The organism is Pedococcus badiiscoriae (genome assembly GCF_013408925.1).
Taxonomy (GTDB): domain Bacteria; phylum Actinomycetota; class Actinomycetes; order Actinomycetales; family Dermatophilaceae; genus Pedococcus; species Pedococcus badiiscoriae.
This window is the reverse complement of record NZ_JACCAB010000001.1, coordinates 91,868-109,889: the sequence shown is the minus strand read 5'-3', so window position 1 is coordinate 109,889 and position 18,022 is coordinate 91,868. Positions and strand designations below refer to the sequence as shown.

The 18,022-nt window shown below is 71.1% G+C and carries 17 protein-coding genes; 7 read left to right on the top strand and 10 right to left on the bottom strand.

All coding sequences use genetic code 11. The features are described 5' to 3' along the window. Positions 1-12 precede the first annotated feature (12 nt). Positions 13-702 carry a leucyl/phenylalanyl-tRNA--protein transferase gene (gene aat, locus BJ986_RS00530; protein ID WP_420372029.1) on the top strand — a complete coding sequence of 230 codons (690 nt, stop codon included), beginning with the start codon at positions 13-15 and terminating at the stop codon, positions 700-702. Between the two features lie 82 nt (positions 703-784). Here aat and BJ986_RS16125 read toward each other — a convergent pair whose 3' ends face one another. Continuing rightward, the gene (locus tag BJ986_RS16125; protein ID WP_337794637.1) at positions 785-1,111 is read right to left on the bottom strand and encodes a sulfurtransferase TusA family protein; all 327 of its coding nucleotides are present in this window, start codon (positions 1,109-1,111) and stop codon (positions 785-787) included. Next, positions 1,108-2,301 carry an aminotransferase class V-fold PLP-dependent enzyme gene (locus BJ986_RS00520; RefSeq protein ID WP_337794636.1) on the bottom strand — a complete coding sequence of 398 codons (1,194 nt, stop codon included), beginning with the start codon at positions 2,299-2,301 and terminating at the stop codon, positions 1,108-1,110. Before BJ986_RS00520 ends, BJ986_RS16125 begins: the two co-directional genes overlap by 4 nt. Before the next feature lie 62 nt (positions 2,302-2,363). Between BJ986_RS00520 and ctaC the strand changes: the two genes are divergently transcribed. The 4 genes from ctaC (at position 2,364) to BJ986_RS00500 (ending at position 7,049) form a co-directional block, all read left to right on the top strand. After that, positions 2,364-3,293 (top strand): aa3-type cytochrome oxidase subunit II, encoded by a 930-nt coding sequence (gene ctaC, locus BJ986_RS00515; protein ID WP_179420216.1) that lies wholly within the window; start codon positions 2,364-2,366, stop codon positions 3,291-3,293. Continuing rightward, positions 3,293-5,089, top strand: a complete 1,797-nt coding sequence (gene ctaD / locus BJ986_RS00510) for an aa3-type cytochrome oxidase subunit I (RefSeq protein ID WP_179420215.1) — start codon at positions 3,293-3,295, stop codon at positions 5,087-5,089. The genes ctaC and ctaD overlap by 1 nt, the downstream gene beginning before the upstream one ends. A gap of 3 nt (positions 5,090-5,092) precedes the next feature. Continuing rightward, positions 5,093-5,494 carry an aa3-type cytochrome oxidase subunit IV gene (locus BJ986_RS00505; protein WP_179420214.1) on the top strand — a complete coding sequence of 134 codons (402 nt, stop codon included), beginning with the start codon at positions 5,093-5,095 and terminating at the stop codon, positions 5,492-5,494. A gap of 379 nt (positions 5,495-5,873) precedes the next feature. Beyond that, positions 5,874-7,049, top strand: a complete 1,176-nt coding sequence (locus BJ986_RS00500) for a L,D-transpeptidase (RefSeq protein WP_337794635.1) — start codon at positions 5,874-5,876, stop codon at positions 7,047-7,049. 77 nt (positions 7,050-7,126) lie between these two features. Here BJ986_RS00500 and BJ986_RS00495 read toward each other — a convergent pair whose 3' ends face one another. From BJ986_RS00495 to ctaE, 5 genes are all read right to left on the bottom strand, one after another. Next, positions 7,127-7,468: a metallopeptidase family protein gene (locus tag BJ986_RS00495; protein ID WP_202881289.1), complete on the bottom strand. Its 342-nt coding sequence runs from the start codon at positions 7,466-7,468 to the stop codon at positions 7,127-7,129. 33 nt (positions 7,469-7,501) lie between these two features. Further along, complete coding sequence (gene qcrB, locus BJ986_RS00490) at positions 7,502-9,280, bottom strand: cytochrome bc1 complex cytochrome b subunit (RefSeq protein ID WP_179420212.1); 1,779 nt, start codon at positions 9,278-9,280, stop codon at positions 7,502-7,504. Beyond that, positions 9,277-10,398, bottom strand: a complete 1,122-nt coding sequence (qcrA, locus tag BJ986_RS00485; RefSeq protein WP_179420211.1) for a cytochrome bc1 complex Rieske iron-sulfur subunit — start codon at positions 10,396-10,398, stop codon at positions 9,277-9,279. The genes qcrB and qcrA overlap by 4 nt, the downstream gene beginning before the upstream one ends. Before the next feature lie 85 nt (positions 10,399-10,483). Then, positions 10,484-11,266, bottom strand: coding sequence for a cytochrome bc1 complex diheme cytochrome c subunit (qcrC, locus tag BJ986_RS00480; protein WP_179420210.1), 783 nt, complete (start codon positions 11,264-11,266; stop codon positions 10,484-10,486). Between the two features lie 55 nt (positions 11,267-11,321). Beyond that, positions 11,322-11,987: an aa3-type cytochrome oxidase subunit III gene (gene ctaE / locus BJ986_RS00475; RefSeq protein WP_475439523.1), complete on the bottom strand. Its 666-nt coding sequence runs from the start codon at positions 11,985-11,987 to the stop codon at positions 11,322-11,324. 96 nt (positions 11,988-12,083) lie between these two features. On the opposite strand from ctaE, the gene BJ986_RS00470 reads away from it, so the two are divergent. Beyond that, positions 12,084-12,548 (top strand): response regulator transcription factor, encoded by a 465-nt coding sequence (locus BJ986_RS00470; RefSeq protein WP_179420209.1) that lies wholly within the window; start codon positions 12,084-12,086, stop codon positions 12,546-12,548. Between the two features lie 5 nt (positions 12,549-12,553). Continuing rightward, entirely contained in the window at positions 12,554-13,690 is a 1,137-nt protein-coding gene (trpD, locus tag BJ986_RS00465; RefSeq protein WP_179420208.1) for an anthranilate phosphoribosyltransferase, read from the top strand. Here trpD and BJ986_RS00460 read toward each other — a convergent pair. From BJ986_RS00460 to BJ986_RS00450, 3 genes are all read right to left on the bottom strand, one after another. Continuing rightward, complete coding sequence (locus tag BJ986_RS00460; RefSeq protein ID WP_179420207.1) at positions 13,687-15,069, bottom strand: pyridoxal phosphate-dependent decarboxylase family protein; 1,383 nt, start codon at positions 15,067-15,069, stop codon at positions 13,687-13,689. The genes trpD and BJ986_RS00460 overlap by 4 nt on opposite strands. A 63-nt stretch (positions 15,070-15,132) precedes the next feature. Further along, positions 15,133-17,589: an SCO7613 C-terminal domain-containing membrane protein gene (locus BJ986_RS00455; protein ID WP_179420206.1), complete on the bottom strand. Its 2,457-nt coding sequence runs from the start codon at positions 17,587-17,589 to the stop codon at positions 15,133-15,135. 123 nt (positions 17,590-17,712) lie between these two features. Next, positions 17,713-17,997 carry an Lrp/AsnC ligand binding domain-containing protein gene (locus BJ986_RS00450; RefSeq protein ID WP_179420205.1) on the bottom strand — a complete coding sequence of 95 codons (285 nt, stop codon included), beginning with the start codon at positions 17,995-17,997 and terminating at the stop codon, positions 17,713-17,715. Positions 17,998-18,022: the final 25 nt, after the last annotated feature.

The window sequence follows — 18,022 nt, the reverse complement described above, 5'->3', positions numbered from 1 at the left end:
ACTCGGCCGCACGTGGAGACCGACCCGGTCGAGCCCCTGCCGACCTCGTGGGCGTTCGACCTCGACGAGGTGGACGACGGCGAGGACATGGTCGCCGTCGGGGGCGACCTGCGCGCCGGCACCATCATCGAGGCCTACCGCAGCGGTGTCTTCCCGATGGGCCTGGGCGAACACGGTGCCAGGCCGCTGGGGTGGTGGTCCCCGGATCCTCGGGGCGTCCTGCTGCCGGGCGGCGTGCACGCCAGCCGTTCCCTGCGCAAGTCGCTGCGGCGTTTCGAGATGCGGGTCGACACCGCCTTCCGCGAGGTGGTCGCCGCCTGTGCGGACCCGAGCCGCGAGGGGCGGTGGATCACGGACGAGATCGCCGACGCCTACACCGAGCTGCACGCCCTCGGCTGGGCCCACAGCGTCGAGACCTGGCTCGACGGCGAGCTGGTCGGGGGCCTCTACGGCATCAACGTCGGGGGGCTGTTCGCCGGGGAGTCGATGTTCCACCGCGTGACCGATGCCTCGAAGGCGGCCGTGGTCGCCACCGCGGGGTACGTCTTCGCGGACGGCGACCCCCGACGGCTCATCGACGTGCAGTGGGCCACCGACCACCTGCGCAGCCTCGGGGTGGTCACGATGTCCCGCCGCGAGTACCTGCGCCGGCTCGCGGACGCGGTGGACCTGCCACCGCCCACCTTCGGCGCCGTTACCTGAGTCGGCGCTTCCTGAGTCGGCGCTTCCTGAGTCGGCGCTTGCTGAGTCGGCGCTTCTTGAGTCGGCGCTTCCTGAGCCCGCGTCAGGACGCCAGCCGCACCCGGTATGCCGCGGCGCCGCCTTCCGCTGGCACCTCGCCGAGGTAGGTCTGACCGCGCAGGCGACACCACGCCGGGATGTCCGCCCTGGCTGCCGGGTCCGTGGCCCACACCTCGATCACGGCTCCCCGGGGAGCGTCGGCCGCGACCTGTGCCAGCCGGATGACGGGCAGCGGGCATCGCAGGCCGCGGGCGTCGACGACGACCGGCGCGGACGCGACCGGGTCCTCGGGGACGTCGTGGCGGCCGGGGCGGGCGTCGTGGCGGCCGGGGCGGGCGTCGTGGGGGCCGTCGGCGGGGGCGTGGCTCACAGGCGGTGTGCTCCGAGCTCGGCGCGGACCGAGGCGACCACGTCGCCGATGACGGCGCAGAAGGCGTCCACCTGGGCGGCCCGGTCGGGAGCCACAGCCGCAAGGGGCAGCGTGACGCGGACGTTGCCGTGCGTCAGGGCGCCCATGGCCGCCAGGACGTGGCTGGGTTCCAGGGTGCTGGCGGTGCACGCCGACCCCGACCCCACCCCGAAGCCCCGACGGTCGAACTCGCGCACGAGGGCCTCACCGTCGGCGTACAGGGCCGAGAAGGTCACGACGTGGGGGAGCCGGTCGACCGGGTCGCCGACGACCTCGACGTCCGGGACCGCGGCAGCGGCGGCGCGCACCCGGTCCACGAGGAGGGCGGCCTCGGCGGCGTCGGAGTCGCGGGCTGCCGCCGTCTGCTGCCAGGCCTCGGCAGCAGCCAGGGCCAGCGGCACCCACGGGGTGTGTCGCGTGGCGCCGCTGAGCGCGGCGTCCGGGTCGGGGGCCCCCGGCAGCAGCCAGCGTGACCGCTCGGGCAGCACGACCAGCCCGAGACCGCCAGGACCACCCCACGACTGGGCGTCGCCGGCGAGCGCGTCGTAGGTCGTGGGGGAGGGTGCCCGGCCCAGGGACGCCTGGGCGTCGACCGCGAGTGGCACCCCGGCGCGCTGGCACAGCGCCCAGGCAGCCGCGAGCGGCTGCACGGTGCCGACCTCGCCGTTGGCGTGCTGGAGGGCGGCGGCCACGGTGCCGGGGACCTCGACGGCCCCGGCCCACGCCGCGAGGTCGACCCGCCCCGTCCCGTCCACCGCGACCGTCGCGAACGCGGGCGGGTCACCGAGCGAGTCGGCGGCGTGGCGCCCGGGGACCAGGACCGCCGAGTGCTCGACGGCGGAGGCGACGACGCGCGTCCCGCGGCGGCGGCCGGCATACCGGAAGCCGTCGAGCATCCAGCGCACGGCGGTCGGGCCGTCGGGCGCGAAGGCGACCTCCGGGGGTCGCACCGCGAGCCCCGCCGCGAGCACCTCGCGGGCCTGGTCGAGCAGCCGCCTGGCGGTCCTCGCCTCGCGGTGCAGGCGCCGCGGATCGGCCCAGCCGGCCTCGATCGCCGCGAGGAGGGTCTGGCTCGCGCGAGGGTGCATGGGGCCGGGCGCGGCATCGAGGATCGCGCGGACCGAACCGTCGTCCGGGGAGGGGTTGGCCACACCCCGACGTTAGTCCCACCCTGACCGGACGACCCGCAGCGGCTGGAGTAGGGTTTGGCGCGATGGCCCATCACTGTCTCGAAGAAGGTGCACCGTTGCGTCAGCAGGACGTCTCTGCGCCGCGCCCACCCCGGCGGCGGACTGCAAGCAGGAGATCGATCACGGCTCTCGGGCTGTCGCTCGTCGCCCTCACCCTCTCGGGGTGTGCGGGGCGCGTGCAGGACGGTTTCCTCCCGCGTGCGGTGACCCAGGGCGGGGAGCGGGTGACCTCGCTGTGGAACGGCGCCTGGATCGCCGCGCTCATCGTCGGGGCCATCGTCTGGGGCCTGATCGGATGGTGTGTCGTGGCCTATCGCCGCGCGAAGGACGACACCGCCCTGCCGGTGCAGCTTCGTTACAACGTGCCGATGGAGATCCTCTACACGATCGTCCCTGTCTTCATGATCGCGGTGCTCTTCTACTACACCGCTCGTGACGAGGCAGCCCTGCTCGACACCTCCAAGCACCCCGACGTCGTCGTCAACGTGGTGGGCAAGAAGTGGAGCTGGGACTTCAACTACGTCAACGAGCAGACCTACGAGAGCGGCACCCAGGCCGAGCTCACCGGGAAGCCGGGCGCGGAGAAGAACCTGCCGACCCTCTACCTGCCGGTCAACAAGCGCACCGAGTTCGTGCTCACCTCGCGTGACGTCATCCACTCGTTCTGGGTGCCGGCGTTCCTGCAGAAGCTCGACATGATCCCGGGCCGGGTCAACAGGTTCCAGGTCTTCCCGACGCAGACCGGTGACTTCAAGGGCAAGTGTGCCGAGCTCTGTGGCGCCTACCACTCGCAGATGCTGTTCAACGTCAAGGTCGTCGACCAGGCCACCTACGACCAGCACATCGCCGAGCTGAAGGGCCAGGGCAACAACGGTCAGCTCGACAACAGCCTGAACCTGGCCAAGGTCATGGGCCAGGACCAACACCTCATCCCGAGCGCAGGGAGCAACTGATGGCAGCGGCAACCGAGTCCACCTCGGCCGGGACGTACTACCGCTCCACCGAGGCCACCGCGACCCGCAGGCTCACCAAGGGCCAGACGATCGTGAAGTGGGCGTCGACCACCGACCACAAGGTCATCGGCAACCTCTACTTCATCACCTCCTTCATCTTCTTCATCTTCGGTGGCGTGCTCGCCCTGCTGATCCGAGCCGAGCTGTTCCAGCCCGGTCTGCAGGTCGTGGACAACCCCGACCAGTTCAACCAGCTGTTCACGATGCACGGCACGATCATGCTGCTGCTGTTCGCGACACCCCTGTTCGCCGGTTTCGCCAACGCGCTCATGCCGATCCAGATCGGCGCCCCTGACGTCGCCTTCCCGCGGCTGAACATGTTCGCCTACTGGCTCTACCTGTTCGGTGGCCTGATCGCCTCGGCCGGCTTCCTCACCCCCTCGGGTGCGGCGTCGTTCGGGTGGTTCGCCTACTCGCCGCTGTCGGACGCCTCGAACACCCCTGGCCTCGGTGGTGACCTGTGGGTCTTCGGCCTCGCGCTCGGTGGTTTCGGCACGATCCTCGGTGCGGTCAACTTCATCACCACGATCATCTGCATGCGCGCCCCGGGCATGACGATGTTCCGGATGCCGATCTTCACCTGGACGATCCTGATCACCAGCCTGCTCGTGCTGATGGCGTTCCCGGTGCTCGCGGCGGCGCTGCTCGCCCTCGGTGCGGACCGCAAGTTCGGCGCCCAGATCTTCGAGGCCGGCAACGGTGGGCCCATGCTGTGGCAACACCTGTTCTGGTTCTTCGGCCACCCCGAGGTCTACATCATCGCCCTGCCGTTCTTCGGCATCATCTCCGAGATCCTGCCGGTGTTCTCGCGCAAGCCGATCTTCGGCTACAAGACGCTGGTCTTCGCCACCATCGGCATCGCGGCCCTGTCGGTGACGGTCTGGGCCCACCACATGTACGCCACCGGGCAGGTCCTGCTGCCGTTCTTCGCCGTGATGACCATGTTGATCGCGGTGCCCACCGGCGTGAAGTTCTTCAACTGGATCGGCACGATGTGGGGCGGGAAGCTGTCCTTCGAGACGCCGATGCTCTGGGCGATCGGCTTCCTGGTCACGTTCCTGTTCGGCGGCCTGACGGGCATCATCCTGTCCAGCCCGGCGCTCGACTTCCACCTCTCGGACAGCTACTTCGTGGTCGCGCACTTCCACTACGTCGTCTTCGGCACCGTGGTCTTCGCGATGTTCGCAGGCTTCTACTTCTGGTGGCCCAAGTTCACCGGACGGATGCTCGACGAGACGCTCGGCAAGATCCACTTCTGGATGCTGTTCATCGGCTTCCACACGACCTTCCTGATCCAGCACGTGCTGGGCGTGGACGGTATGCCGCGTCGCTACGCCGACTACCTGCCCGAGGACGGCTTCACCTGGATGAACCAGGTGTCCACCTTCGGCGCCTTCCTGCTGGCCGCCTCGACGCTGCCGTTCCTCTACAACGTCTGGAAGACCTGGCGCACCGCGCCCCTGGTCGAGACCGACGACCCCTGGGGCTACGGCGCATCCCTGGAGTGGGCGACGTCCTGCCCGCCGCCGCGCCACAACTTCGACGTGCTCCCGCGGATCCGTTCCGAGCGTCCGGCCTTCGACCTGCACCACCCCGAGGCCGCGCCGCTGGGTGGGGTCTACGCCGACCCGGACACGCTGACCCGGATCATGGCTGAGACCCGCTCGTCCGAGCACCACGCGACGGGCGAGTTCGACGAGCACAAGCACCCCCGGTTCCACGAGGAGCGTGACTGACCCGTGAAGATCGAGTACAAGCTGTTCGTCATCCTGGCTGCCTTCTTCGCCCCCGTCGGGCTCATCTACGGCATCTTCACGCACTGGCGCGAGCCGGTCGGCCCGGCCGGGCTGTTCCTGTCCGCCGGCCTGGGCGCCATGATCGCCTTCTACCTCTGGGCGACGGCGCGACGCCTGCCGGAGCGTCCCGAGGACAACCCGAGCGGTGAGATCGCCGAGCAGGAGGGCGAGTACGGCTTCTTCAGCCCGCACTCCTGGTGGCCGCTGCCGCTCGCCGGCGCCGCCGCCGTGTGCTTCCTCGGGCTCGCGATCGGCTGGTGGCTGTTCATCATCGGTGCGGCCTTCGGGGTCGTCGCCCTGGTGGGCTGGACCTTCGAGTACTTCAAGGGCCCGCACGCCATCTGACAGCCCCCGCGACAGGTCGTCCGGGCGTGCTCACCCTCTGCGGTGGCGCGCCCGGCGCTTCGCCGTGCAAGGGCACCCTGATGGAGCAGGTAGACTGCCATCAGGTCCGCGCAGGGGCGGGCCGTTTCCAGGGGGCTCGGCTCCAGGGGGCTTGGCGCCGAATCGTGATCGCCCGGCCACACAGTTGCATAGCCAACCAATGAGGGCTGCCCGGCGTCTGCTCGGGTGAGGGCACCGTCGGACGCCGTCCGGCGGGTCCAGCCGCACACGACACAAGTCACGCACAGGGCGCCACGGTGGCGCGGAGCACAGGAGCACACACGTGGTGGGTAGGACGCAAGGGTCACGACGACTGGGCACGGCCGTAGCCGCGGCCGCAGTGGCAGCGGTGACCGTGCTGGCGGGGTGCTCGGGCGCCGTGCACAGCCCGTCGACCGGCAACGTCGCGGCCCACTCGAGCAGCAGCTCGTCCTCCCCGTCGGCGACGGCCACTCCCGCCTCGCTGAGCATCAGCCCCGCCCGGGACGCCAGCAACGTCCTGCCGACCGAGCCCGTCGTGGTCAAGGCCACCACGGGCACCCTGCGTCAGGTCTCCGTGACCGACACCGCGGGGCACCAGGTCCCCGGTGCCCTGGGCAGTGACGGCTCCTGGACCTCCAGCGCGCGTCTGGCGCCCAGCGCGGCATACACCGTCACGGCGCAGGCGACCGGTCCCGATGGCTCGCCGTCGACGACGACCTCCACGTTCACCACGCTCAAGCCCAAGGTCATCGCCACCTACGGGATCCTCAACGCCGGCGCGACCGTCGGTGTCGGTATGCCGGTGAGCATCCAGTTCGACTCGCCCGTCGCCACCAAGGCCCTGCGCGGTCAGATCGAGAAGCTCGTCAAGGTCACCACCTCACCCAAGCAGGTCGGCGCCTGGGGCTGGCTGGACAACCGGCAGCTGATGTGGCGCCCCATGAACTACTGGCTGCCCGGCACGAAGGTGTCCGTCAGTGCTCCGCTGACGGGTGTGCAGACCGGCGACGGCAAGTGGGTCGCCAACGACGACTCCGCCAGCTTCACCATCGGCTCCTCGATGATCTCCACCGTCGACATCCAGCGCCACATGATGACCGTGACGCGTGGCGGCGTGGTCATCAACACCATCCCGATCAGCGCCGGACGCCCCGGTCCCAAGACAGAGACGCGCTCGGGCATCAAGGTGATCATCCGCAAGGAGGGCACCGTCGTGATGGACTCCACGACCATCGGCATCAAGAAGGGCCAGCCCGGCTACTACAAGATCACCACCCAGTCGGCCATGCGGGTGACGTGGACGGGGGAGTACCTCCACTCGGCGCCGTGGTCGGTCGGATCTCAGGGCAACGCCAACGTCAGCCATGGCTGCGTGAACATGTCGCCCGCCAACGCGGCCTGGATGTACGCCAACTCCAAGGCCGGCGACGTCGTGAAGTTCACGGGCTCGTCCAGGCAGTTCCAGCCCGCCGAGGGCATCGGCGTCTGGCAGTACTCGTTCGCCGCCTGGAAGGCGCAGAGCGCCCTCGCCTGACCGGCTGGAGCCCCCCAGTGGACCACCGGGCAACCCCGGCCCACCGGGACCGGGACCCACTGGCTCGCATTTCCCGCTCAGCCCCAGCCGAGGTCGTGCAACCTCGAGTCGTCGATCCCGAAGTGGTGGGCGATCTCATGCACCACGGTCACGGCGATCTCCTCGAGGAGGTCGCCGCGGTCGTCGCACAGGCGGGTCAACGGCCCCCGGAAGATCGTGATCCGGTCCGGCAAGGCGCCTGCCCAGCCGTCGCCCCGGTCCGTGATCGGGGTGCCCTCGTAGACACCCAGGAGGTCGGGGTCGCCCTCCGGCGGCTCGTCCTCGACGAAGAAGACGACGTTGTCGAGCAGCCGCATCAGCTCCGGGGGCACCGCGTCCAGGGCGTCACCGACAGCCTCCTCGAACTCGGCTGACCCCATCTCGACCACGGGGCCAGCCTGCCACTGGAGGACTCAGGGACGCTTCGGGGGCTCCCTGCGGGCGCTCTCGAGAGCCGGACGGGACCCATCGGCACTCAGCTCGCCCTGCGGGGCGGCCTCGATCGCCTCGTGGCCGTGACCGTCGTGGTGCGCCGCGGCCAGCTCGGCCGGGGTCACCGGGTTGATGGTGTCGGAGAAGTAGAACCGGGACAGCGCCGCCCGGATCTTGTCCTTGCGCGCGGTCGGGGACGCGACACCATGGGCATCGGTGGCCGCCTCGATCTGCAGGACCTCGTGGTCGTCGTGCTGGACGAGGTTCCAGAGGGTGTACTCGTCGAGCGGCTCGTGCTGTTCGAAGAACCTGCCGTCCGCCGTGCGCACGATGCGTCCCGTCTCGCGGCCGTGCAGGACCAGGTCGCGGTCCTTGCGCTGCAGCGACAGGCAGATCCGCTTGGTGACCCAGAAGGCGATCGGCGGCGCGATGAAGAAGGCCGCCCGCAGGATGTGCGTGATGTCGTTGATCGACAGGTGCAGCTTGATCGCCATCAGGTCGTTGCCCGCGGCGAACATGAGCACGCCGTATGCCGTCAGGCCGGCCATGCCCAGGCCCGTGCGGGTCGGGTTGTTGCGCGGCCGGTCGAGCAGGTGGTGCTCGCGGTCGTCGCCGGTCGCCCACTTCTCGAGGAACGGGTAGACGGCCATCAACCCGTACATCACGGGGATCAGCAGGATGGCGCCGATCATGACGTTGAACGAGAAGGTGAACCCGAACGCCGTGAACTCCAGCCAGCCGGGCAGCAGGCGCAGCGCGCCGTCAGCGAAGCCCATGTACCAGTCGGGCTGGGAACCGGCGGTGACCGGGGACGGGTCGTAGGGACCGTAGGCCCAGATCGGGTTGATCGTGACCAGGCCGGAGATCAGCGCGATGACGCCGAAGACGATGAAGAAGAAGCCACCGGCCTTTGCGGCATACACCGGCATGACCGGGAAGCCGACCACGTTGTCGTTGGTGCGGCCCGGTCCGGGGAACTGGGTGTGCTTGTGCACGAACACCAGCCCGATGTGGGCCGTGAACAGCCCGACCAGGATGGCGGGCAGGAGCAGCACGTGGATCGAGAACAGGCGGGGGATGATCGCCTCGCCCGGGAACGGCCCGTCGAACAACGCGAAGGACAGGTAGGACCCGAGCACCGGGACCGAGCGCATGAAGCCCTCGGCCGCGCGCAGGCCGGTGCCGGAGAGCAGGTCGTCGGGCAGGGAGTAGCCGGCGAAGCCCTCGACCAGGGCCAGCATCGACAGGATGCAGCCGATCACCCAGTTGATCTCACGGGGCTTGCGGAAGGCGCCGGTGAAGAACACCCGGAGCATGTGCACCGACAGCGCGACGATGAACATCAGCGCGGCCCAGTGGTGGATCTGCCGGATCAGCAGGCCACCGCGGATGTCGAACGAGATGTCGACCGTCGAGCGGAACGCCTCGGACATGGTGATGCCACGCAGCGGCAGGTAGGAGCCGTCGTAGACGACCTGACCCGCGCTGGGGACGAACCAGAAGGTGAGGAAGGTGCCCGAGAGCAGGCAGATGATCATGGAGTACATGGCGACTTCGCCGAGCATGAAGGACCAGTGGTCGGGGAAGACCTTCTTCATGAGGTAGCCGACCGGCTTGGCCGCTCCGGTGCGGTCGTCGAGCCAGCCGGCCACGCCGCCGACGGCCTTCAGGGCGGGGCTGGTGGGCGGCTCGGGCTGGACGTCGTCCCTGCGCAGGCGACCGATCGGGTCGCCGTTGGCGGTGCGCTGCTCGGTGCTCATGCGGAACCACGCTCCCAGAAGCTCGGACCGACGGCCTCACGGAACGGGGCGTCGGCGATCAGGTAACCCTGCGAGTCAACGGTGATCTTCAGCTGGGGCAACGGACGGTGGGCCGGCCCGAAGATGACCTTGCAGTCCTGCGTGACGTCGAACGTCGACTGGTGGCAGGGACAGAGCAGGTGGTGCGTCTGCTGCTCGTACAGGCCCACGGGGCAACCGACGTGCGTGCAGATCTTGGAGTAGGCGACGATGCCGTCGTGACCCCAGTCGCGCTCCTTCTGGGGCTTGATGTCCTCGGGGTTGAGGCGCATCAGCAGCACGGCAGCCTTCGCCTTGTCCTCGAGCACGTGCTGGGAGTCCTTGATCGACTCGGGCAGCACGTGGAAGACCGAGCCGATCGTCACCTGGTCGGCCCGGATCGGGGTGCGCTCCGGGTCGCGGACCAGGCGGTCGCCCTTCTTCCACATCGTGGTGGAGAGCTGGTCCTTGGGCAGCGGCCCGAGGCCACCGATGAGGGGCAGGATGATCGCCAGCGGCGGCAGTGCGAGGGCGCCGAGCAGCGAGAACTTGATGAGCGGGCGACGGCCGAGCTGGGCCTTCTCGCCGCCCTCCATGAGCCCGGCGACGACTCGCTGACGGTCCTCGTCCTTGGCCCGCTGGGGGTGGCGCTCCTCGACCGACTCGGTGTCGGGCATCAGGGTCTTGGCCCAGTGCACTGCGCCGACGCCACAGCCGAGCAGTGCCAACGCCATGCAGATGCCGAGGACGACGTTGTAGATGCTGGCGTTGCCGATGCCGGGGATGAACCCCGACTGCTCGGGGTCGATCGCGAAGTAGGCGACGATGAACAGCACCGTCCCCAGGCTCGAGAGACCGAAGAGGGCCGCGACCTGCTTCTCGGCCCGCTTGGCCGCCCGTTCGTCGAGGTCGGCCATCCGCGGGACGTGCGGCGGCAGGCCGGGGTTCTGGAAGCGCGCCGGAAGGCCGCCCGTGCCCTCGATGTGGCCCTGGTCCAGCCGGACGGCGGTGGAGCCGTAGCCGTGTCCATCGCCCTGCGAGGCACCGTGGGTGTCGCTCGTGCCGACGACCGCGCCGTGCGGCGTGTCGTATTCGCTCATCGTGTCGTCGATCCTGTCGAGTCGCGGTGGTCAGTTCCAGTGTCTCTCCGCAGGCCGGTCTGGACCAGCGGGTGTGACCGACCCATCAGGCGGCCTTCCTGCCGAGCCAGACGGCGAAGGCGACCATGATGCCCAGGCCGAAGATCCAGACGAACAGCCCCTCGGACACCGGGCCGAGGTTGCCCAGGGCCAAGCCGCCGACGTTCTTCTGCTTGTCGACCGCGTGGAGGTAGGCGACGATGTCGTTCTTCGCCGAGGGGGAGATGTTGTCGTCGCTGAAGACGGGCATCGACTCGGGCCCGGTGGCCATGGCCTCGTAGATGTGCTTGCCCTTGATGTTGCGCAGGCTCGGGGCGTACTTGCCCCTGGTCAGGGCGCCGCCGGAGCCGGCGAAGTTGTGGCACATGGCGCAGTTGACGCGGAACAGCTCGGCGCCCAGGGCGACGTTGCCGCCCTCACCACTGGAGTACTGGGCGTCGGGGACGGCCGGGCCGGGTGCCAGCGATGCGATGTATGCGGCGACGGAGGAGATCTGGTCCTGCGAGAACCGGACCGGCCCACGGGGAGCCTGGACGTTGGGGGCAGCCAGCGGCATACGGCCCGTGCCCATCTGGAAGTCCACGGCAGCCGCGCCCACGCCCGGAAGCGCAGGCCCCGCCTTGGTGCCCTGGGCCTGCAGGCCGTGGCAGGTCGCGCAGTTGGCGAGGAAGAGCTTCCTGCCCTCCTGGGCAGAGCTGGCCGCGGTGCTGGCGGCGTCGGCCTGCTTGGGCGCGAAGGCGGCGTAGGCGACTCCGGTGAGGATCAGCCCGAGGAGCAACAGCAGGGCGATCGCGGCCGGGTGTCGGCGGCGGGCGGCCAAGGCGTTCACAGTGCGGTCCTGTCGATGGTGGTGGGCAGGGCGGGCTGGGCGGACATCGTGCTGCTCACTTGAGCAGGTAGATCGTCGCGAACAGCGCGATCCACACGACGTCGACGAAGTGCCAGTAGTAGGACGTCACCACGGCGCCAGCCGCCTGGGCGTGGCTGTAGTGACGGGTCGTGAAGGTGCGGCCGATGATCAGCAGGAAGGCCAGCAGGCCGCCGGTGACGTGCAGCGCGTGGAAGCCGGTCGTCAGGTAGAAGACCGAGCCGTAGGGGGTGGAGGACAGGGTGATGCCCTCGTGGACGAGCTGGGAGTACTCCAGCACCTGGCCGGACACGAAGACCGCGCCGAAGATGTAGGTCAGGACGTACCACTCGCGCATGCCCCAGCTGGCGACGGACAGCAGGCTCGCGCCGGCCCGGTGCGGCTTGCCGTGCTCGGCAGCGTGGACGCCGAGCTGGCACCACACCGACGAGGTGACCAGCACCAGGGTGTTGATCGAGGCGAACGGCACGTTGAGCTTCTCGGTGGACGTCTTCCACAGCTCCGACTCGACCGAGCGGATCGTGAAGTACATCGCGAACAGGCCCGCGAAGAACATCAGCTCGCTGGCGAGCCAGACGATGGTGCCCACCGAGACCATGTTCGGTCGGGACACCGGGCCGTGGCCGGGAATGGTGCCGGCCGAGCGAGCGGGTTCTGAGGTCACTGGGGATGCTGTCGCCACAGGCGCCAGATTAGCCACATTCGAAGCGCGGCACACCGTCGCCCCCCCGACGGGTGCGTGGGCGTCCCGAAACGGCGCACCGGTAGCATCTGCGACATGACCGCTTCGCACGCGACCGCCGCCGCCGCCCCGACCTCGTCCGGGTCGACGTCGAGGTCCACGCCCCACCAGATCTCGGTGCTGCTGTACAGCGACGACAAGACCACGCGCGACGCCGTGCGGGTCAACGTGGGACGTCGTCCGGCACGGGACGTGGAGGTCGTGTCGTGGCGTGAGTGCGCCACGGCTGCTGCCGTGGTCGAAGCCGTGGAGAACTCCCGTTTCGACGTCCTCATCCTCGACGGCGAGGCCGCGCCCCTGGGTGGCCTGGGCCTGTGCCGCCAGCTGAAGAGTGAGATCTTCGACTGCCCGCCGGTCCTGGTCCTCACCGGCCGACCGCAGGACGGCTGGCTCGCGACGTGGTCCCTCGCCGACCTGGCGGTTCCGCACCCGCTCGACCCGATCGCGCTGGCTGCCGCCGTGGCCGAGCTGGGTCGCCTCGCTCGCCCCAGCGCCTCCTGACCGGGATGGGCGCCACCGAGTCTGCTGGCCCCACCGAGTCTGCTGCCCCCACCTGGCCGGACCTGCTCACCCTGCTGATCGCCGGGCACCACCTCTCGACCGAGCAGGCAGCCTGGGCGATGGACCAGGTCATGCGGGGTGAGGCGTCGCCCGTCCAGGTGGCCGGGTTCCTCGTTGCGCTGCGCGCCAAGGGCGAGACCGTCGAGGAGCTTCGCGGCCTGGCCGACGTCATGCTGGCGCACGCCAACCGCATCGAGGTGCCCGGGCCGAGCCTGGACATCGTCGGCACGGGGGCCGACCGCTCCAACACGGTCAACATCTCGACGATGGCCTCGGTCATCATCGCGGCCAGCGGCATCCGGGTCGTCAAGCACGGGAACCGGGCCGCGTCGTCCGCGTCCGGCTCGGCGGACGTGCTCGAGGCGCTCGGCGTCAACCTCACCCTGAGCCCGCAGCGTGTCGCCGAGGTGGCGGCAGAGGCGGGCATCACCTTCTGCTTCGCCCAGGCCTTCCACCCCGCCATGCGGCACGCCGCCGTCGCGCGCAGCGGCCTGGGTGTCGGGACCGCGTTCAACGTCCTGGGGCCGCTCACCAACCCCGCCCAGCCGACGTATGCCGTGGTCGGTGTCGCCGACCCGCGGGTGGCCCCGCTGATGGCGGGAGTCTTCGCCGGGCGCGGCAAGGACGCCGTGGTCTTCCGGGGTGACGACGGACTCGACGAGCTCACCCTGAGCACCACGTCGACGGTGTGGTGGGTCAGCGGTGGGGAAGTCACGCAGCGGGTCCTCGACCCGCTCGACGTCGGCCTCCAGCGCCAGCCGGTGGAGGCCCTGCGCGGCGCCGACGCGGCGCACAACGCCCAGGTGGCGCGAGACCTGTTCGCCGGGCAGCGAGGAGCCGTGCGCGACGCCGTGGTGCTCAACGCCGGGATGGCGCTGGCGCTGGCGCGACCCGACCTCGTGGGCACGGACGGCACGGCGGGCGGGGCTGGCGGCAGGGTCGGGCACGCGGACTCCGACGCGGCCTTCGCGGCTGCCGTGCGGGCCGGCATGGACCGGGCCGAGGCCACCTTGGACTCCGGCGAGGCCGCGGCCCAGCTGGACCGGTGGGCGGCCGCGACCCAGCGCGCCTCGTCGGACTAGGACTGCGAGGCCGCGGCGACCCGCAGGATCGCTGCCACTGACCGGTCCACGTCGGCTTCGGTCGTGGACCAGTTGGAGACCGAGACGCGCATCAGCCGGCGGCCGCGCCAGGTGGTGCCACCCAGCCAGCAGGTGCCGTCACGCTGCACGCCGTCGATGACCTGGTCGGTCCGGGCGTCGCTGCCGAAGCTGACCAGGACCTGGTTGAGGACGACGTCGTTGACGACCGTCGCTCCGCCCACCTCGAGGCCTTCGGCGAACCGCTGCGCCAGACCGCAACAGCGGTCGACGAGGTCTGCGACACCGTCTCGGCCCAGCTCACGCAGGGCCGCCCAGACGGCGAATCCCCTTGCCCTGCGAGAGGATTCGGGCACGAGGTCACCCATGGCGGGAGTCGGGCCGCCCTGTCCGGTGAGGTAGGCCGCGGTGTAGGACAGGGCCGCGGCGTGCACCTGCGGGTGCGCGCAGATGGCGAAACCACAGTCGTAGGGCACGTTGAGCCACTTGTGGCCGTCGCAGGACCACGAGTCGGCGAGGTCGATCCCGTCGACGAGGTGCGCCCGGGTGGGGGAGGCCGCCGCCCAGAGCCCGAAGGCGCCGTCGACGTGCACCCACGCGCCGTGCTGCCGGGCCAGCGCGCAGGCCCTGCGTAGGTCGTCGCACGCGCCGGTGTTCACGTTGCCCGCCTGGAGGCAGACGATGGTCGGTCCCTGCTCGCCCCGGTCCAGCACCTCGGCGAGGTCGGCGACGTCGAGCGCGCCGTTGGCGTCGGCCGCGACCTCCTCGACGACGGCGGTGCCGAACCCGAGCAGCCGCAGCGCCCGGTCGATCGTCGCGTGCCGCTCGGCCCCGGCGACCACCCGGACCATCGGGGCGCCACGCAGCCCGTCCCGCCCCACGTCCCAGCCCGCCTCGGCGAGGACGTGCTGGCGCGCGGTGGCCAGGCAGACCGTGTTCGCCCCCTGGGCCCCCGTGACGAAGCCGACGGACGCGCCGGGAGGAAGCCCCAGCAGCGTCTTCAGCCATCCACCGGCGACCTCCTCGGCCACCGCTGCCGCGGGGGACAGGGCGCCGTTGAAGGCGCACTGGTCCCACCCGACAGCCACCATGTCGGCTGCGCTCGCCGCGGGCATGGCGCCCCCGATGACGAAGCCGAAGAACCGCGGTCCCGGGGTGGCGACCAGGCCTGGCGCGAAGGCCGTGACGAGCTCCTCGAGGACCTCGCTCGCCGGGGTGGGTGCCTCGCGCAGGACCGTGTCCACCGCGAGCCGCAGGGTCGCGGCATCGGCCTCGGGACGCACCGGGGTCACGGGCAGTCCGGACCGGTGGCGCGCGGCGACGTCGGCGGCCCGCTGGAACAGGAGCGTCAGATCGTCCATGTCGGCGAAGGTACGCCGCCTCGTGCCGCGGCAGCCTCCACCGTCGGGGTGAGCACCTCGGTGCTACGAGAGCGAGGCGAGCCAGCTCACGGCCTGACGGGCGTCGGCGCGACGTTGCTCGTACCGTGCGCCCACGGCCAGCAGGGCCACGCCCAACGTGCCCAGCGTGAGGTAGCGCGGCAGCTGGACCGCGTAGGGCCCGAGCTCGGTCACCGCGACGACGACGGCGGCCGCCGCCCCCAGGACGACCGGCGCCTGCCAGCGGCGCAGCGCCCCGACGATGAGGACCAGCACCGCGGCACTGACCGTGACCAGCGGGCGCAGCACCCCGTCGTCGACCGTGGTGAACAGAGCGGACGGGAGCAGCCCCACGGCCAGTCCCGGTCCGGCGGTCAGCCAGGTGCGGTCGCCGAGCTCGCGGTGCGACCACAGGCCGGCTGCCAGCAGCAGCGCGGCCGGCGGCAGGCTCCAGGCCTCGAGGGTCGTCACGTCGGCGTGGCCGAGCTGGAGCCAGGTCGCCGACGTCAGCGCCACCACCGCGAGGGTGACGACCGCGCGGCGCTGCGGCAGGGCGGCATACCCGACGGCGAGCAGTCCGTATGCCGCGGCGACGGCTGCCGCCGCGTGCGGCCAGGAGCGGTCGACGGCGACCGCGACGGTGGTGACGGCCAGGAGGGAGGCGATGGTGCCGAGCACGAGCTCCTCCGGGCGGCGGCGCCGCCACAGGGTGAGGGCCACCAGGGCCAGGGCGGTGAGGACGAGCACGGCCCACTGGGTGCGGCTGCCGACGAGCCCACCGGCCAGCCACAGGGCCCAGGTCGCTGTCGCGGCGCTCACCCCCACGCCGACCGGGCGCAGCAGCGGACGCAGCAGCGCGGTCGCCGCCGTGGTCCCGGCGATGCCGCCGAGCACGCTGATCGTCACCGCGTCAGCGAGTCCGCCGCCCACGGCGCCCAGCAGCGCGCTGACCAGGGTGAGGTGGCCGACCGCGGCCAGTGGCACCTCCTCCGGCTCCAGGCGCCGGGTCAGGGCCGCCACCACGAGGGCCGCGCCGCCGACCGCGGCGACCAGCACCTCGACGTCCGGGGAGACGAGGGACCCGGTGAGGGCCAGGGCGAAGACCGCAGCGAGGGCCGCCACCCCCGTCGCGGGCACGCGCCAGCCGGGTCGCTGCACGGCTGCCGTGGCGGCTGCCAGGGCGGCCCCGGCGAGGGCGACGATGGTCGCAGGACGCGAGTCCTGGATGAGGGTGACCACGACCAGGATCGCCATGGCCAGCCCTGTCTGGGCCTCGCACCATGCCGCGCCCAGCGAGGTCGTCCGGGTCCGGGAGGCAGCCAGGACCGTGGCGACGACGGCGGCGAGCAGGGACAGCCCGGCGGTCCAGAACGCACCGACCTGGAGGGCCAAGCACAGGACGGTCGTCGGGACCGCCGCGGAGGCGACGAGGGCGACGACCCCCACGGCGCGCCAGTCGCCGGAGAGTGGACGTCCCCGCCAGTCGGCCCGGACCGCGCGTCGGCCGCCGAGCCGCGTCGCCCGCGCCGCGACGACCTGCCTGACGGTGAGGGCCCCTGCCGTGGCCAGGGTGGCCAGCACCAGGAGGCAGGCGGAACCATCGAGGGTGAGCTCACCGATCCCAGCGCCGGAGGGGTGGTTCAGCGCGTCCACGGACGCGCTCAGCGCGCCATATCCCGCCACGGCGAAGGACAGCGCGGTCCACCCGGCGGCAGGCCCTGTCGCGGCCCGGCGGGTCAGTCCGTAGGAGGAAGGCACGACCAGGTGCAGGACCCCGAAGACCACCGCGCCGAGCAGGGCGAGGGCCGCGCCCCCGGCGGCGGTCGAGGCATACCCGACGACACCCGCCCACCCGATCGAGGCCGCGGTGAGCGACAGCAGGGCGAAGCCGGCGATGCGCTGGTCGCGGCGGTGCACGGCGGCGAGGGCGACAGCGGCGAGGATGCCGCTCACGGCGGTGTAGGCGCGTCCGTCGACGACGTCGAGGTGGGCCAGCCCGAACCGGCGGGCAGCCGCGATGTCCAGGATCAGCAGGCCTCCGGCGACCAGCGCCAGGGCTTCCGCGCTGCTGGGCAGGTGGCGCCGCGAGAGCCTCAGGGACGCCAGGGTGGCGGCGGCGGTGAAGCCACCCATCACCAGCATCTGACCCACGCGGCCGATGATGAACCAGGCGATGGCCAGGGCGATCGACCCCGCGACCAGCACCAGCAGGACGCCGACCGCGAGGAGGGTCTGCTGGGTCGTCCAGGTCCGGCGGAGGTCGGTGGCGGTGACGGTAGAGCCGGCGGGCTCGGTGGACTGGGTGGCCGGGGGAGTGGTGGCGGTCGTGGCGCGCAGCGAGGCGATGAGGGACGCGCGCTCGCGCTGGAGGGTGGCAAGGGTCTGGTCGACCTGCCACAGGCGGGCGGCGTCCGGGCCGGTCAGCGGGAGGTGGCAGTCGGGGCACGCAGTCGGAGCCTCGGGCAGGGGGCGGCCACAGGCGGGGCAGGGGATCGTCGACATCGGTCCTCCGGGGGATGACGGCGCGGTGGCGCGCTGTGGTCCCAGTGTGGAGAACCGCCGGACCCGGAGGATGGGCGTTGCTACTCAGATCGGCCGTGTGGCCGAGGCCGACGCCCGAGGGGCTCAGTCGCCGTCGAGGCCGAGGCTGAAGGCAGCCTCGAGGTCGTGCTTGGAATAGGTGCGGAAGGCGATGTGGGTGTTGGTCCCGATGACGCCCTGCACCTTGTTGAGCCGGTCGGCGATCACGTCGTTGAGCTGCTCGTGCTCCCTGACCCGGATCATCGCGATGAGGTCGGCGTCACCGGCGACCGAGTAGACCTCGGAGACACCCTCGAGCTCGGCGATGGCCTGGGCCACCTCGGGGATGCGGTCGACTTCGGCGTTGATGAGCACGATGGCGGAGATCACAGGCCCACTGTATCGGCGCCGTATC